Source organism: Mitsuaria sp. PDC51, from assembly GCF_900113225.1.
Lineage (GTDB): Bacteria > Pseudomonadota > Gammaproteobacteria > Burkholderiales > Burkholderiaceae_C > Roseateles.
On the sequence record NZ_FOZE01000002.1, the window covers coordinates 897146 to 912342 of the forward strand.

General features: G+C 71.3%; 14 protein-coding genes. 8 read left to right on the plus strand and 6 right to left on the minus strand.

The features are described 5' to 3' along the window. Nucleotides 1–475 precede the first annotated feature (475 nt). The 4 genes from BM393_RS15255 to purE are packed head-to-tail and all read right to left on the minus strand — an operon-like array spanning nucleotide 476 to nucleotide 4089. Nucleotides 476–1414: an SGNH/GDSL hydrolase family protein gene (locus tag BM393_RS15255; protein WP_091727856.1), complete on the minus strand. Its 939-nt coding sequence runs from the start codon at nucleotides 1412–1414 to the stop codon at nucleotides 476–478. Nucleotides 1415–1436: 22 nt separating this feature from the next. Further along, nucleotides 1437–2429 (minus strand): L-threonylcarbamoyladenylate synthase, encoded by a 993-nt coding sequence (locus BM393_RS15260; RefSeq protein WP_091731615.1) that lies wholly within the window; start codon nucleotides 2427–2429, stop codon nucleotides 1437–1439. An 11-nt stretch (nucleotides 2430–2440) separates the two neighbouring features. Then, nucleotides 2441–3601: a 5-(carboxyamino)imidazole ribonucleotide synthase gene (locus BM393_RS15265; RefSeq protein ID WP_091727861.1), complete on the minus strand. Its 1161-nt coding sequence runs from the start codon at nucleotides 3599–3601 to the stop codon at nucleotides 2441–2443. Continuing rightward, nucleotides 3601–4089, minus strand: a complete 489-nt coding sequence (purE, locus tag BM393_RS15270; protein WP_091731619.1) for a 5-(carboxyamino)imidazole ribonucleotide mutase — start codon at nucleotides 4087–4089, stop codon at nucleotides 3601–3603. Before purE ends, BM393_RS15265 begins: the two co-directional genes overlap by 1 nt. A gap of 136 nt (nucleotides 4090–4225) precedes the next feature. Between purE and BM393_RS15275 the strand changes: the two genes are divergently transcribed. After that, nucleotides 4226–5191: a tetratricopeptide repeat protein gene (locus BM393_RS15275; protein ID WP_091727864.1), complete on the plus strand. Its 966-nt coding sequence runs from the start codon at nucleotides 4226–4228 to the stop codon at nucleotides 5189–5191. A gap of 7 nt (nucleotides 5192–5198) precedes the next feature. Here BM393_RS15275 and BM393_RS15280 read toward each other — a convergent pair whose 3' ends face one another. Beyond that, a complete protein-coding gene (locus BM393_RS15280) occupies nucleotides 5199–5957 on the minus strand; it encodes a DeoR/GlpR family DNA-binding transcription regulator (RefSeq protein WP_091727869.1) in 759 nt (252 codons plus the stop codon). Between the two features lie 249 nt (nucleotides 5958–6206). Here BM393_RS15280 and BM393_RS15285 point away from each other — a divergent pair, with 249 nt between their 5' ends. The 7 genes from BM393_RS15285 to BM393_RS15315 are packed head-to-tail and all read left to right on the plus strand — an operon-like array spanning nucleotide 6207 to nucleotide 14383. Then, the gene (locus tag BM393_RS15285) at nucleotides 6207–8483 is read left to right on the plus strand and encodes a TonB-dependent receptor (protein WP_091727873.1); all 2277 of its coding nucleotides are present in this window, start codon (nucleotides 6207–6209) and stop codon (nucleotides 8481–8483) included. Nucleotides 8484–8487: 4 nt separating this feature from the next. Then, nucleotides 8488–9690: an alkaline phosphatase D family protein gene (locus BM393_RS15290; RefSeq protein WP_091727876.1), complete on the plus strand. Its 1203-nt coding sequence runs from the start codon at nucleotides 8488–8490 to the stop codon at nucleotides 9688–9690. Then, nucleotides 9687–10769 carry an ABC transporter substrate-binding protein gene (locus BM393_RS15295; RefSeq protein WP_254783468.1) on the plus strand — a complete coding sequence of 361 codons (1083 nt, stop codon included), beginning with the start codon at nucleotides 9687–9689 and terminating at the stop codon, nucleotides 10767–10769. Before BM393_RS15290 ends, BM393_RS15295 begins: the two co-directional genes overlap by 4 nt. Next, nucleotides 10766–11626, plus strand: a complete 861-nt coding sequence (locus BM393_RS15300) for an alkaline phosphatase family protein (protein WP_091727880.1) — start codon at nucleotides 10766–10768, stop codon at nucleotides 11624–11626. The genes BM393_RS15295 and BM393_RS15300 overlap by 4 nt, the downstream gene beginning before the upstream one ends. After that, the gene (locus tag BM393_RS25765; RefSeq protein WP_091727884.1) at nucleotides 11623–12492 is read left to right on the plus strand and encodes a hypothetical protein; all 870 of its coding nucleotides are present in this window, start codon (nucleotides 11623–11625) and stop codon (nucleotides 12490–12492) included. Before BM393_RS15300 ends, BM393_RS25765 begins: the two co-directional genes overlap by 4 nt. Further along, nucleotides 12489–13361 (plus strand): ABC transporter permease subunit, encoded by an 873-nt coding sequence (locus BM393_RS25770; RefSeq protein ID WP_091727887.1) that lies wholly within the window; start codon nucleotides 12489–12491, stop codon nucleotides 13359–13361. Before BM393_RS25765 ends, BM393_RS25770 begins: the two co-directional genes overlap by 4 nt. After that, nucleotides 13361–14383 carry an ABC transporter ATP-binding protein gene (locus BM393_RS15315; RefSeq protein WP_175538356.1) on the plus strand — a complete coding sequence of 341 codons (1023 nt, stop codon included), beginning with the start codon at nucleotides 13361–13363 and terminating at the stop codon, nucleotides 14381–14383. Before BM393_RS25770 ends, BM393_RS15315 begins: the two co-directional genes overlap by 1 nt. Before the next feature lie 94 nt (nucleotides 14384–14477). On the opposite strand, the gene BM393_RS15320 is transcribed toward BM393_RS15315, so the two are convergent. After that, nucleotides 14478–15092: an NUDIX hydrolase gene (locus BM393_RS15320; protein ID WP_091727895.1), complete on the minus strand. Its 615-nt coding sequence runs from the start codon at nucleotides 15090–15092 to the stop codon at nucleotides 14478–14480. Nucleotides 15093–15197 lie beyond the last annotated feature (105 nt).

The window sequence follows — 15197 nt, forward strand, 5'->3', positions numbered from 1 at the left end:
CAATCGCGGTCGGCATTAAATCGAACGGTCGTTCGTTTTTCTCAGGGATCACTGTAAGCGCTCGATACGAGGCGAACGCAAAAGGAAAACCCTGACAGGTGCCAGCATGCCAGCGTCACGGCGCTGCGGGACGCACAACCTGCCCCTGGGCGCGGCGCGGCCGCAACACTTGTGTCATGGCTGTGCGAAAGCGTGGCCGCCTGTTCACGCAGGGCAACAGGCATCGGAATTGCCAAGGTCGACGCGATGCGAACCGTGCGCGGCGCTGGCGTGGGGCCAGGTCTTGAGGCAGCTGCCGAAGGGTGCGTGCGCGGCGCGGTACGACGCGTCGGGGCGGATGGCCGGCGTCGGAGCCGGTCGCCGTCGGCGCCCTGGCCGAGGGTCACCCGGCACCGCGCGCGAATTGCGCATCAGGGCCGGGTGAACGCGGCGTGAAGCATGGAAGGCGCCGGCATCCCGCCGGCGCGGCACGGCGTCAGAACGGGTTGTTCGACGCGCGCGTGGCGGCCTGCGAGCCCATCTGCGAATGCATCAGCGGCCCGATCAGCCGGTCGCTCGCCCACATGTGGGACGTGGCCGTGGCGTTGGCGACCAGCGTCTTGTCGGTGCACACCGGCGGCAGCGAGGTCGCCAGGCAGGCGGCGTCGGTCGAGTTGGACGCGCCGTAGATCGACGGGAACCGGCTCATCGTGCCCATCAGCTCGTCGGTGAGGATGAGGCCGATGTAGTGCCCGTCGTTGCGGATCTTCAGGCGCAGGCCGGCGTTGAAGCGGCGCGAGAGCTCGGTCAGCAGCGCGGCGCGGTCGGTGTCGGCGTTGGCGGCCTTCTCCTTGAGCGCGAACGGCGACAGGCCCATGTCCTGCGTGGTCGACAGGATGATGCGGCCGTTGGCGTCGACGATGCGGTTGACCTGCGCGGCCAGTTGCTCGCCACGGGCCTGCGCCGCGTTGCCCAGCGTGCCGGCGTCCTGCGCCGGGTACTGCGCGTAGAGCTCCAGCACGTCGTTGGCGCCGGCCAGCACGGTCACCAGGTCCTTGCTGTTGAAGCCGTCGAGCGCGAACTGGCGATCGATCTGCGCGGCGACGTCGGCGACCTTGGCGCCGGCCGCGGCATACATGCGGCCGGTCGGCGTGGCGAGCTTGTCGGCGTTGCACTCGCCGAACACCAGGCCGAAGAAGGTGGCCAGCGACTGGGTCCAGACCGGATTCAGGCCGCAGGTGACTGCGCCGGTGGTCGTGTCGGTGCCGTTGATGGAGTACTTGCTGCCATCGCTGCGCAGCGCGCTGGCCTCGTCACCGAAGGCAATGATCCGCGTCGGACGGAAGGGGTCGATCTGCTGGCCGCCGCCGCCGCAGGCCGCCAGCATCGCGGTCGCACCCAGCAGCACGGCCAGGTGGCGCTTCAGACTCTTCATGAACTCTCCAAATCTCGAAAACTCAGCGGGGCGAAAAAGCCGCCGCCGCGCGGGACAAGCGGTCCCGCACCCCATCCCAGGCAGCCTCCTGCGGAGGCGCCTCGATCCAGATCTCGGTCGCGCCGGCCGCGTCCAGCTCGCGCAGGACGGCGAACAGCTGCCGCGCCGCGGCCCGCGCCTGCGCGGGCATCGCCCGCTGCAGCGCCGGCGCCACGTCCGTCCCTGCGAAGGACGTGCGGGAATATACCGCCAGCCCTGCCGGACACCCGCCCGCCAGCGCGTCGCGCAGCGCGTCGGTCGACATCAGCCGCACCGTCGCGCGCGGCGCATAGTGCGCCGCGAGTGTGCCCGAGGCCCGCGGCGCCTGGGCGTCGGGGGCGTGTAAAGCCATGCCGGCCGCGGCCTCCAGCTGCGCCGGCGTCAGCACGCCGGGCCGCAGCAGCACCAGGCCGCCGCGGCTGACGTCGACGATGGTCGATTCGATGCCGACCTCGCAGGGCCCGCCGTCGAGCACGGTCAGGCCCGGCTCGAATTCACCGGCGACATGCGCGGCGGTGGTGGGGCTGACGCGGCCGAAGCGGTTGGCGCTGGGCGCGGCCAGGCCTTCGACGCCCAGGGCGCGGCACTGCGCCATCAGCGCGCGGAAGACCGGATGCGACGGGCAGCGCAGCCCGACCGACTCCTGCCCGCCGGCCGCCGCCGCGGCGATGCCGGGCACACGCCGCACGATCAGCGTCAGCGGACCGGGCCAGAAGGCCTCGATCAGCCGGTGGGCGACCGGGGGCAGGTCCTGCGCGAACACGCGGGCGCCCTGCTCGTCGAGCACATGGACGATCAGCGGATGGTCGCTGGGACGGCCCTTGGCCGCGAAGATCTTCGCCACCGCCTCGTCGCGGTCAGCGCGCGCGGCCAGGCCGTAGACGGTCTCGGTCGGCACGCCGGCCAGCTCGCCGGCAGCGAGCACCCGCGCCGTCTCGCGCACCGCCTCGGGCGACTGGCCGTCGAGCACCGTCACGCCCGCCTCCGTCACCACGTGTCCGGCAGGCCGAGGAGCGCGCAGGCGCGGCGCGCGTGCTCGCGCGCTTCCTCGGCGGTGGCGCCGATCACGTTCAGGTGGCCCATCTTGCGGCCCGGGCGCGCCTGCGCCTTGCCGTACAGGTGCAGCTCGGCGCCGGGCAGCGCCAGCACGCCGGCCCAGTCGGGCGCGCGTTCGCGGCCGGTGGCGTCGAACCACAGGTCGCCCAGCAGGTTCAGCATGACCACCGGCGAATGCAGGCGCGGCTCGCGCAGCGGCAGCCCGGCCATCGCGCGGACCTGCATCTCGAACTGCGACAGGTCGCAGGCGTTCATCGTGTAATGGCCGGAGTTGTGCGGCCGCGGCGCCATCTCGTTGACCACCAGGCGACCGTCCTTCAAGACGAAGAACTCGACGCACAGCACGCCGACGTAGCCCATGCCGGTCGCGATCGCGGCGGCGGAACGGCGCGCCTGCGCCTGCAGCGCGGCATCGACGTCCGGCGCCGGCACCTCGGTCACCGCCAGGATGCCGTCGCGGTGCAAGTTCTGCTGGACCGGATAGGTGACGACCTCGCCGCCCGCGCCGCGCACGACCAGCACGCTCAGCTCCAGCGCCAGCGGCAGCATCTGCTCCAGCACGCAGTCGACGCGGCCCAGCTCGTCGAAGGCGGCGGCCAGTTGCGCGCGGTCGGCCACGCGGCGCTGGCCCTTGCCGTCGTAGCCTAGGCGGGCGGTCTTCAGGATGCCCGGCAGCAGCGCGTCCGGCACGGCGGCCAGGTCGGCCGGCGCGCGCAGCACCGCATAGGGCGCGCAGGCGACGCCGCTGGCGTCGAAGTGGGCCTTCTCGCGCGCCCGGTCCTGGCAGATCGCCACCGCCGAAGCGCCCGGCGCGACCACGCGGGTGCGCGCCAGCTGTTCCAGCGCGCGGGCCGGGACGTTCTCGAATTCCGTGGTGATCGCGTCGCAGCGGCGGGCCAGTTCCTCGAGCGCTGCGGCATCGAGGTAGTCCGCCTTCAGATGGTCCTGCGCGACCGCGCCGGCGGGGCTGGCCGCGTCCGGGTCCAGCACGACGCAGCGGTAGCCCAGCGCCTGCGCGGCATGGACGAACATGCGGCCCAGCTGGCCGCCTCCCAGCACGCCCAGCGTGGCGGCGCCCGGCAGCAACGGCATCAGCGCAGCTCCTCGGTCATCGCGGTCGCGGCGGCGGTCTGCCGCTGGCGGAACGCGTCGAGCCGGTCGCGCAGCGCGGGATTGTCCCGGGCCAGCACGGCCACGGCGAACAGGGCCGCGTTGCCCGCGCCCGCGGTGCCGATCGCGAAGGTCGCCACCGGGATGCCCTTGGGCATCTGCACGATCGAGTGCAGCGAGTCCACGCCCTGCAGGTGGCGGCTCGCCACCGGCACGCCCAGCACCGGCACCAGCGTCTTGGCCGCGAGCATGCCCGGCAGGTGGGCGGCGCCGCCGGCGCCCGCGATGATGGCCTTCAGGCCGCGGGCCTCGGCCTGCTCGGCATAGCGGAACATCTCGTCGGGCATGCGATGGGCCGAAACCACCCTCGCCTCGAACGGCACGCCGAACTCGGTGAGAATGTCGGCGGCGTGTTTCATGGTCTCCCAGTCACTGCTGGAGCCCATGACCACGCCGATGACGGGGGCGATGTCGGGAGTGGTGGCGCTGCTCACGGGTCGGTCCTCGATCTGTCAAATCGTGAAACCTTGAATTGTAGGCGGGCAGCCTCAGGTGCCGTTCTTGCCGCCTGGCGAGCGTCGCCGGCCTGTCCCGTCCTCCCCCACCATGACCGACATCACCCTCCAGAACTTCGAAGCCGACCTCTTGCAGGCCTCCATGCAGCAGCCGGTGCTGCTGGACATCTGGGCGCCGTGGTGCGGTCCGTGCCGCACGCTGGGTCCGATGCTGGAGAAACTGGAGGTCGCCTACGCCGGCCGCTGGAAGCTGGCCAAGCTCAACAGCGACGACCAGCCCGAGATCGCGACGCAGCTGAGCCAGGCCTTCGGCGTGCGCTCGATCCCGTTCTGCGTGATGTTCGTCGGCGGCCAGCCGGTGGACGGTTTCGTCGGCGCGATCCCCGAGGCGCAGATCCGCGAGTTCCTGGACCGCCACGTCCCCACCGGCGAGGCGCTCGAGGCCGAGGAGGACCTGGCCGAGGCGCAGGCGCTGCTCGAGGAAGGCGATGCCGACGGCGCGCTGCAGAAGCTGCAGGCGGCGGTGCAGGCCGATCCCTCGAACGAAGTGGCGCGTTTCGACCTGATCCGCGCGCTGCTCGAGGACGACCAGCTGGAACACGCCAAGGCCGCCTTCGCACCGGTGGCGCACCTGGCCGCGGACACAATCACGCCGCATGCGCGCTTCCAGGCGCTGGCCGCCTGGATCGCGGCAGCGGAACGCGCCGAACAGGGCCTGGACCCGGCGGCGCTGCAGTCGGCCATCGCCGCCAACAAGCGCGATTTCGAGGCGCGCTTCGCGCTGGCCCAGGGGCTCTTCGCCGGCCGCGACTTCACCGGCGCGATGGACGAGCTGCTGGAAATCATCATGCGCGACAAGACCTGGAACGAGCAGCTCGCGCGCAAGACCTATGTCGCGATCCTCGAGATCATGACCAAGCCCGCCCAGCCGGCGCATGGCGCCGCGGCCCCGCAGGCCGGTGCGGGCGGCCTGCAGCTGTCCGGCCCGAGCGTCGTGGCGCCGGCCGATCCGCTGGTGGACCAGTACCGCCGCAAGCTGAGCATGGCGCTGTTCTGATCACTGATCAGAACAGGACCCGCCCCACGCCCGCGCGGACCAGCCGGTCCAGCTCCTGTGGATCGGCCTCGTTGTCGGTGACCAGCACGTCGATGTCGGCGCAGTCGCAGACCTGCATGCGACTGCCCTGGCCGAGCTTGCTGGCATCGGCCAGCAGCACCCGCTGGCGCGCGCGCGCCAGCATCGCCTGCGCCACCGCGACCTCGGCCCACAAGTAACTCATCGCGCCCTGGCGCGCGTCGAGCGCGGTCGGCGACACCAGCGCGATGTCCACGCGATGCCGCGCGATCTCGGCCACGGTGAACCCGCCGAAGGTCGCCGAGATCTCCGGCACGAATTCGCCGCCCAGCATCAGCACCTCGTGCCCCTGCCGGCCCGCCATCGCGTCGCACACCGCGACGGAATTCGTGATCACCCGCAGCCCCTGCGCCTGGGCCAGCGCCTGCGCCAGCGCATGGGTCGTCGAGCCCGCGTCGATGAACAGGCTCATGCCCGGCTTCACCAGCGTCACCGCCTGGCGCGCGATCGCCTGCTTCTGCCGGCGGCGCGACTGCGCGCGCTCCGCGTAGCTGGCCTCGGCCGGCACCTCGGACTGCACCGCGCCGCCGTGCACCCGCGCGAGCTTGCCGCCCTGCTCCAGCTCGATCAGGTCGCGACGCACGGTCTCGCGCGACACGCCCAGTTCGCGCGCCGCCTCATCCGTCGTCAGCCGATGCCGCTCGCGCAGCAGCAAGAGGATCTTGTCGTGTCGTTCCTGAGACCACATGGCTCGGTTGTTCTCCCTGATGACTGCCGCCGGCGACACCTGCCTCGCCTGCTGGCTCCCGCATTCATCCAGACTCGAGCCTCAATGTCGTGACAATTTGAGGATTGATTTGTGATGTTGTGGATTCCCAGCAGCGGAAGCGGCAGACGCTGTGGTTTCTCGTGTTTGTCGTTGTGTTGTCGTGGACGGTTGTGACAGTGCGGGGCGTTCGATCCTCAAACCGACCCCTTCACCGCACCGAGTCCACCCATGAAGCACCCGATGCCCTGCGCCCTGGCCCTCGCGCTGAGCCTGGCCTACGCCCTTCCCGTCTCCGCCCAATCGACCGCCCCGTCCTCCGATACCGCCGACCGCGCCGAACTGGAGCGCGTCACGGTCTCCGTCGGCCGCGGCCAGCTGCGCTCGGTGCAGAGCCTGACCCAGGCGGAGTTCGACAACGCCCCGGCCGGCAGCAGCCCGCTGGCGACGGTCGCGCGCCTGCCGGGCGTGAACTTCCAGTCCGCCGACGGCCTGGGCAACTACGAGTGGTCGACGCGCTTCACCGTGCGCGGCTTCTCGCAGAACCAGCTCGGCTTCACGCTCGACGACGTGCCGCTGGGCGACATGTCCTACGGCAACTTCAACGGCCTGCACATCAGCCGCGCGATCTCGAGCGAGAACGTCGGCCGCGCCTCGCTGTCGCAGGGCGCGGGCGCGCTGGAGGCGGCGTCCTCGAGCAACCTGGGCGGCACGCTGCAGTTCTATTCGAACGACCCGACCGGCCAGTTCGGCTTCCGAGCCTCGCAGACGCTGGGCAGCGACTCGGCCACCCGCACCTTCCTGCGCGTGGACAGCGGCGCGTCCTCGCTGGGCCAGGTCTACCTGAGCTACACGAACCAGGACGCCGACAAGTGGAAGGGCTCCGGCCAGCAGAAGCTGGAGCAGTGGAACTTCAAGTGGGTCAAGACCGTGGGCGACAGCCGCCTGTCGGCCTTCGCCAACACCTCGCGCCGCCGCGAGGTCGACTATCAAGACCTGTCGCTGGACCTGATCAAGCGCCGCGGCGACACGCTGGACAACTTCTATCCGGACTTCGCGGCCGCGGTGAACGCCGCCAACACGCTGTGCCAGCCGAGCAACTACGTCGCCGCCTGCGACGACCAGTACTACGCCGGCGCGGGCCTGCGCAACGACGAGCTGGCCGGCGCCACCGCTGACCTGCGCCTCGCCTCGAACGCGACCTGGAAGACCACCGCGTACTACCACCACAACAAGGGCATGGGCCTGTGGTTCACGCCGTACACCGCGACGCCGGCGCTGAAGGACGCGCAGGGCAACGACATCCCGGGCACCGGCTCGCCGATCGCCGAGCGCACCACCGAGTACGGCATCCACCGCTGGGGCGTGGTCTCCAACGCCGAGATGGACCTGGGCGAGCACCTGCTCAAGGCCGGCGTCTGGTTCGAGGACAACGACTTCGATCAGGCGCGCCGCTTCTACGCGGTGCGCCCGAATGCGCTGCCCAGCGTCTACCAGTTCCCGAGCAACCCGATGTCCACGCAGTGGCAGTACGGGTTCAACACCAAGACCACGCAGTTCTCGCTGTCCGACACCTGGTCGGTGACCAAGGAACTGACCGTGGGCGCGGGCTTCAAATCGCTGAAGGTCAAGATCGACGGCCAGCTCGAGGCCGGCACCGGCCCGTCGGGCTCGATCACCGCGCAGAAGAACTTCCTGCCGCAGCTGGGCATCAACTACCGCCTGTCGGCGAGCAATGAGCTCTACGGCACCATCGCCCGCAACATGCGCGCCTATCAGGGCGCGGCGACCGGCACCTCGCCGTTCGCGACCACGGCGGCGGGCTTCGACGCGATCAAGGGCAATCTCAAGCCGGAGACCTCCGACACCATCGAAGCCGGCTGGCGCACCAGCGGCCGCGGCTACGAGGGCTCGGTCAGCGCCTATCTCGTGAACTTCAAGGACCGCCTGCTGAGCATCCAGCAAGGTAGCGGCATCCAGGGCAATCCGGTGGTGCTGTCCAACGTCGGCGACGTGCGCGCCACCGGGGTGGAAGGCGCGCTGTCCTTCCGCCTGGCGCCGACGCTCACCTGGTACAACAGCGTGAGCCTGTCCAAGTCGACCTACCGCGACGACGTCGTCAGCGGCGGCACGCCGGTGGCGATCCGCGGCAAGCGCGTGGCCGACGCGCCCGACACCATGGTCAAGTCGCAGCTCGGCTACGACGACGGCGCGCTGTTCGGCTCGATCGGCGTCGACTACATGTCCAAGCGCTACTACACGTACACCAACGACGCCTCGGTGCCGGACCGCACGCTGGTCAACGTCAGTGCCGGCTACAAGATGAAGAACGTGTCGATGCTGCGCGAGCTGAGCCTGCAGGCCAGCGTGAGCAACCTGTTCGACAAGCACTACATCTCGACGATCGGCTCCAACGGCTTCACCAACAGCGATCCGACCGGCACCTACGCCACGCTGCTGCCGGGCGCGCCGCGGCAGTTCTACGTGACGCTGACCGGCAAGTTCTGACGCCATGGCCGGCCGCGAGAACGACCGAGAGAGGCGCGAACCCGCGCTGACGCGCCGCCAGCTGCTCCTGGCGGGATCGCTGGCCACGCCGCTGGCGGTCCCGCTCGCGGGTTGCGCGGCGCCGGCCGCGGAGGCTCCGCCCTCCGTGGACCCGTCGCCCGACGCGCCCGCGGCGCGGCGCTTCCGCGTCGCCTTCGGCTCCTGCGCGAAGCAGTCCAAGCCGCAGCCGATCTGGCGCGCCATCGGCGCCGCGAAGCCGGATCTGTTCCTGTTCCTGGGCGACAACCTGTACGCCGATGCGCGCGACGAGGCCACGCTGCGCCAGCGCTATGCCGAGTTCATGGCGGTCGAGCCGCTGCAGGCCTTCCGGCGCGCAACGCCGCACCTGGCGATCTGGGACGACCACGACTTCGGCGACGACGACGAAGGCGCGGACTACCCGCTCAAGCAGCTGTCGCAGCAGCTGTTCTGCGATGCCTGGGGCGAGCCGGCGGACTCGCCGCGCCGGCGCGCCGACGGCATCTACACGAGCCAGGTCTTCGAGGCCTTCGGCCGGCGCATCCAGGTGATCCTGCCGGACCTGCGCTTCAACCGCACGATGCTGACGGCGGATCCCTCGCTGAAGTCGAGCTACGCCGCGATGGTGCTGCGGGCCAAGCTCAGCGGCCAGCCGATGACCGGCTGGTATGTGCCCGACCCGCGGCCGGAGGCGACGATCCTCGGCGAGGCGCAATGGCAATGGCTGGAAGCGCAGCTGCGCGTGCCGGCGGACGTGCGGCTGATCGGCTCCAGCGTGCAGTTCGCGGCCGACGGCAGCGGCTGGGAATGCTGGGCCAACTTCCCGCGCGAGCGGGCCCGGCTGATCGAGCTGATCCGCGCCACCGGCGCCGAGGGTGTGGTGTTCCTCAGCGGCGACATGCACTACGCGGAGCTCTCCAGCGTCGAGGTCGATGGCGGCTACCCGCTGTGGGACGCGACCTCGAGCGGCCTGACCGAGGTCTGGGACATTCCCACGCCCAACCGCAACCGGCGCTCGGCGGTGATGGCGGAAGTGAACTTCGGCGTGGTGGACATCGAGCCTGTCACCGAAGGAGAGGATGATCTGCGACTTCGCCTCGCGCTGTGCGACGTGAATGGAAAGGCCAAGGTGACGAAGAACCTGCTGCTGTCGGACCTGCGTCGCCCGGCCAAGGAGAAGACCGCATGACCCTGTCCCGACGCGCCATGCTCCGGACCCTGCCCGCCCTGTGCGGGCCTTTTGCCCTGGACGCCCTGGCCCAGGGCGGCATGCCGGCGACGCCGGCGCTCGACGCGCTGATGACCGCGGCGCGCAAGGAGGGCCGCGTTCACAGCCTGGGCATGCCCGACGACTGGGCCAACTGGCGCGCCACCTGGGCCGACCTGCAGCGGCTCTACGCGCTGGCCCATGTCGACACCGACATGAGCAGCGCCGAGGAGATCGCCAAGATCGAGGCCGAGAAAGGCAACGCGAGCGCCGACATCGGCGACGTGGGCTTCGAGTTCGGCGCGATCGCGAAGGCGCGCGGCATCACGCAGGCCTACCAGCCGACGACCTGGGCGCAGGTGCCGGACTGGGCCAAGGATCCCGAAGGCCACTGGGCGCTGGCCTACACCGGCACGATCGCGTTCGCGGTGAACCGCCAGCGGCTCAAGGACGTGCCGCGCAGCTGGCAGGCGCTGTTCGCGTCGAAGGCGCGCGTGATGATCGGCGAGGTCGGCCGCGCGGCGCAGTCCAACGCGGCGGTGCTGGCGGCGGCGGTGGCGCTGGGCGGGGACGAGACACGCCTGCAGCCGGCGCTGGCCGCCTTCGCGCGGCTGGCCAAGGATCGGCGCCTGATCGGCACCAACGCCACGCCGGCGCTGATGGAGCGCGCCGAGGCCGACGTCTTCCTGCTCTGGGATTTCAACGCGCTGTCCTACCGCGCCAAGCTGCCCAACGCGGCGGACTACGAGGTGCTGATCCCCTCGGACGGCTCGGTGACCAGCGGCTACACGACGATCATCAACCGCTGGGCGCCGCATCCGAACGCCGCGATGCTGGCGCGCGAGTACATCTTCAGCGACGCCGGGCAGATGAACCTGGCGCGCGGCCATGCGCGGCCGATCCGCGTCGCGCATCTGAAGCTGCCGCCGGACCTCAAGGCGCTGCTGGTGCCGGAGAACCAGTACGCGAAGGCGCGCGCGCTCAAGCCGGCCGTGTGGACCGAGGAAGTGAAGAAGCTGCCGCGCGCGTGGCAGCGCGAGGTGCTGGGAGCGGCGCGATGAGCGAGCCGGTCGGGGCCCGCGTGCCCACTGCCGCTTCACGGCGGCTGGTCGTGCTGCTGGCCGACGGCCTGCGCGCCGACACGGCGCGCGACTACATGGGTTATCTGCAGGCGCTGAACGAAGCGGGCCGCGCGCAATGGCGCTCGCTGCGCAGTGAGTTGCCCAGCCTCTCGCGCCCGCTCTACGCGACGGTGATCAACGGCGAGACGCCGCTGACGCACGGCATCCTGGGCAATGGTCAAGCGGGTCAGCGGCTGGCGCGCCACCTGTTCCATTCGCTGGACGCGCATGAGGTGCCGGCGGCCGTGGCCGCCTACCACTGGTTCTACGAGCTGCTGGCCGGCGAGGTCTTCGACCCGCTGCGCCATCGCGACGCGGTGCCCCCGGGCTGCGGCATCGCTGCCGCGCGCTGGTACTGGGAGGACGATTACCCCGACAGCCACCTGCTGGCCGACGCCGAGGCGCTGCGCCGCGCGCATCTGCCGCTGGAGGGGCCGTCCCTGCTGTTCATCCATCCGATGGGCCCGGACCTCGCGGGCCATCTGCATGGCGGCGAATCCACGCAGTATTCGATGAGCGCGCGCAAGCTCGACATGCTGCTGGCACAGTTGCTGCCGCGCTGGCACGCGGCGGGTTTCGATCTGCTGCTGACCAGCGACCACGGCATGCACGCGGACCGCATGCATGGCGGCCCGCTGCCCGTCGAGCGCGAGGTGCCGCTGGTCTGGGCGCCGCATGACGGCGCGGCCGACCTCCCGCTGCCCGAGCGGCAGACCGAGGTCGCCGGCTGGATCCTCGAGCGGCTCGGCCTGGGCGGACGCGACGGCCGCGCGCATCGCGAGGACCCCGCCGCATGACGCTGAACGCGGGCAGCGCCTGGCGTTGCGCCTGGCCCTTGCTGCTGCTCACCGGCCTGGCGCTGGTGCTGCCCTTCGGCTGGCGCGCGGTGTCGGTGCTCGGCGCCTGCCTGGGCCGCGGCGACGGCTGCGCCCTCGGCGAGCTGACCGCCGACAGCTATTACCTCGATGCCGCCTGGAACACCTGGTGGCTGAGCAGCGCGTCGGCGTTGATCGGGCTGGTCATCGGCACGGGCGCGGCGATCGCGCTGCTGCGCCTGCCGCGGCTGGAACGCCCCGTGACGCTGCTGGCCAGCCTGGGCTCCAACTTCTCCGGCGTGCCGCTGTCGGTGGCCTTGCTGCTGCTCTTCGGCGCGCAGGGCGTGGTGACCGGCTCGCTGCAGGCGCTGGGGCTGTCGCCCAGGATCGACCTGCAGGGACTGGGCGGGCTGCTGCTCGCCTACGTCTGCTTCCAGGCCCCGCTGGCGGCCCTGCTGCTCGTCGCGCCGGTGCGGATGCTCGATGCGACATTGGCCGACGCAGCCGCCACCTTGGGCGCCAGCCCGGCGATGTACTGGCGGCGGGTCGGCCTGCCTCTGCTGCTGCCCAGCCTGGTCGAGGTCTTCGGGCTGCTCTTCGCCAACGCGGCCGCGGCCTTCGCCACGCCCTTCGCGCTCAGCGGCACGGCGGCGCATGTGCTGGCGGTGCGCATCGCCGCGCTGGTCAGCGGCGACATCTTCGCGCAGCCGGAGTTGTCCGCGCTGCTCGCGCTGCTGCTCTTCGCGATGCTGGCCGTCGTGATCGGGCTCACGCGCGGCATCGCCGCCCACCTGCGCCGCGCGCCCGGCGATCCCTCACGCCCAGCCGTGCCCGGAGGATCGGCATGAGCGCCGCGGCACCCGGGCACTCGCCGGACCGCGCGCCCTCGCGCCCACGGCTGCGATCGCTTCGCCCGACCTTCCCGGGTCTCGCGCTCGCGGCGCTGCTCATCGTGGTGCTGGTGCCGATGCTCGCGCTGCTGCTCTACGGCGCGAGCACGCGCTGGGATCGTCACTGGTGGCCGGAGGAGCCCACGCTGCGCTGGATGGCCGAGGCGGCCCTCGACCCGCGCGTGCAGGGCGCGGTGCTGCGGACCGCGGTGCTCGCGCTGGCCAGCGCGGCGCTCGCGCTGGTCTGCGGCGCGATGGCGACGATCCCGGCGGCCATCGCCGCGCAGCTCGATGCTGTCGACGGCACCGCGCGCACGGCCCGGCTCACACAGCTGCTGGACCTGCTCGCGCTGCTGCCCTTCGCGATCGCGCCGGTGGTGATCGCGATCAGCGCGCTGGAACTGTTCGTCGGTCAATGGGGCGGCTGGCTGCCGCTGCCGCTCGTGTACGTCGCGGTCGTGGCGCCGACGCTGTTTCCGCTGGTGCACAAGACCTTGCAATCGGCGCTCGCGCAGCTCCAGGCCGCGGCGCTGATCGAGGCCGGCCGCACGCTCGGCGCCAGCGACGGCCACACGCTGCGCCGCGTGCTGCTGCCGATGCTGGCGCCCGCGCTGCTGGCCGCCTTCCTGCTGGCCTGGGTGACGGCCGCGATGGAATTCGCGATCGCCAATCTGCTGCTGGGCGGTCAGCTGGAACTGCTGCAGCCCCTGATGAACAGCCTGCGCAATGCCGACGGTCATCAGGCCGCGGCGCTGATGGTGATGACCTTCGCCGGCGTTGGCGCGGTCGTGGTGGCCATTTCAAGACTCTCTCGCCGATGGACCTGATGCCCCAACTTTCCATTCGTGATGCGCGCCTGGCCCTGGGCGGCCGGCCGGTGCTGCGCGGCATCGACCTGTCGCTGGCGCGCGGCGAGGTGGTCGCGCTGCTGGGCGCTTCGGGCTGCGGCAAGACAACGCTGCTGCGCGCGATCGCCGGGCTGCAGCGACTCGACGCCGGCACGCTCACGATGAGCGGTCAGCAGGTGCAGTCGCTGCCGCCGCAGCAACGCGACATCGGCATGGTTTTCCAGCATTACGCGCTGTTCCCCAACCTGACGGTGCGCGAGAACATCCGCTTCGGTCCGCTCGCCCGGGGCGAGGAGCCCGCGGTGGCCGATGCCCGCGCCGAGGAACTGCTGGCGCTGGTCGAGCTGCAGGCGCTCGCCGACCGGCTGCCGCCGGCCCTCTCGGGCGGCCAGCGGCAACGCGTGGCCCTGGCGCGGGCGCTGGCGACGCAGCCCATGCTGCTGCTGATGGACGAGCCCTTCTCCGCGCTCGACGAGCATTTCCGCCTGCCGCTGCGGCGGCAGTTCCGGCAGCTGCAGCGGGCGCTCGGCCAGAGCTGCGTGATCGTGACCCACGACCGCGAGGAAGCCTTCGAGATCGCCGACCGCGTCGCGGTCATGGTCGACGGCGTCATCGCGCAATGCGCATCGCCGCGCGAGCTGCGCCGCGCGCCGGCCAACCGGCGCGTCGCCGACTTCCTCGGCATGTTCAACCGCCTGGACGCGCGGGCGCTCGATGGCGCCTGGCGGCGCGACAGCGGCCACTGGATCGCGCCGGTGGACGCGCTCACGCTGTCGGAAGCGACCGATGCCCATCCCGTGGATCCGCACGGCGATGGGCTGCACTTGCGCGCGTCGGTGCGCGCCAGTTACCCCGGGCAGCAGCGCGTCACCTGCGAGCTCGAAGGCCCGGGCGGCCAGGGGCTGACGCTGTGGCGCCGGCATGAGGACCCCGACCTCGCGCCCGGCAGCGAAGTGCCGCTCACGATCGCCGAAGCGGCGCTGCGCTGGATCGACGACTAGTCGGCGGGCATTCGCCTCTCCTCGCAAGCGCATGGACAGGCGGCTGCCCGTTGCGATTCGCTACCGCCGTCGGCCACGGGCGGATGCCTGTAGTTCAGCTTGACGGCGCCAGGTCCGCCGGGGCCCGGACCGGCGTCAAAGCCAGCAGCTTCTCGCTCATGCGCGCAAAGCGCGCGCTCGGCAGCGCGGCGAAATCCGCCCGCGGCATCCAGCGCACGCCCTTCACTTCCTCCCATTGCGGCGCCAGGGCCTGCGTCAAATCGGCGCGGAAGAGGTAGATGAAGTCGTGGTGCCAGTGGTCGCCCTCGCCCTTGGCGGGATTGGCGCGGATGGCATGCGTCTCGATGTCGAAGGGGCGGCTGCGTCCGCTCGGATCCGGCCAGGGCTCGACGCAGTCGACGCCGGTCTCCTCGCGGATCTCGCGCGCGGCGGAGACCTCCAGCCGGTCCTGGCCCTCGTGATGCCCGCCGGGCTGCAGCCAGCGGTCCAGCACCTTGTGATGGATCATCAGCACGCGATCGGCCGCGGCGTCGTAGACGATGCCGCTGGTGGTGACATGGCCGCGCATGTTGGCGCGAGCGAAGACATCGGCCGGATCGTCCGCCAGCTGCGCCGCGAGCGCCTCCAGCGCGTCGCGCTCTTCAGGGAAGGCCGCCAGGTACTGGGCGAGGTGATCGAGCGCATGGGCGCGGAGGTCGGCGGGCGTCACGATGGCGCGAGCGGGAAGGCAACGAGAGGGCCGACATCGTAACGGACCGTCTTTTTCCACCCCACGGCAGGAACGGACTTTGCCTTGAGCCCGGGGCCCATCCTG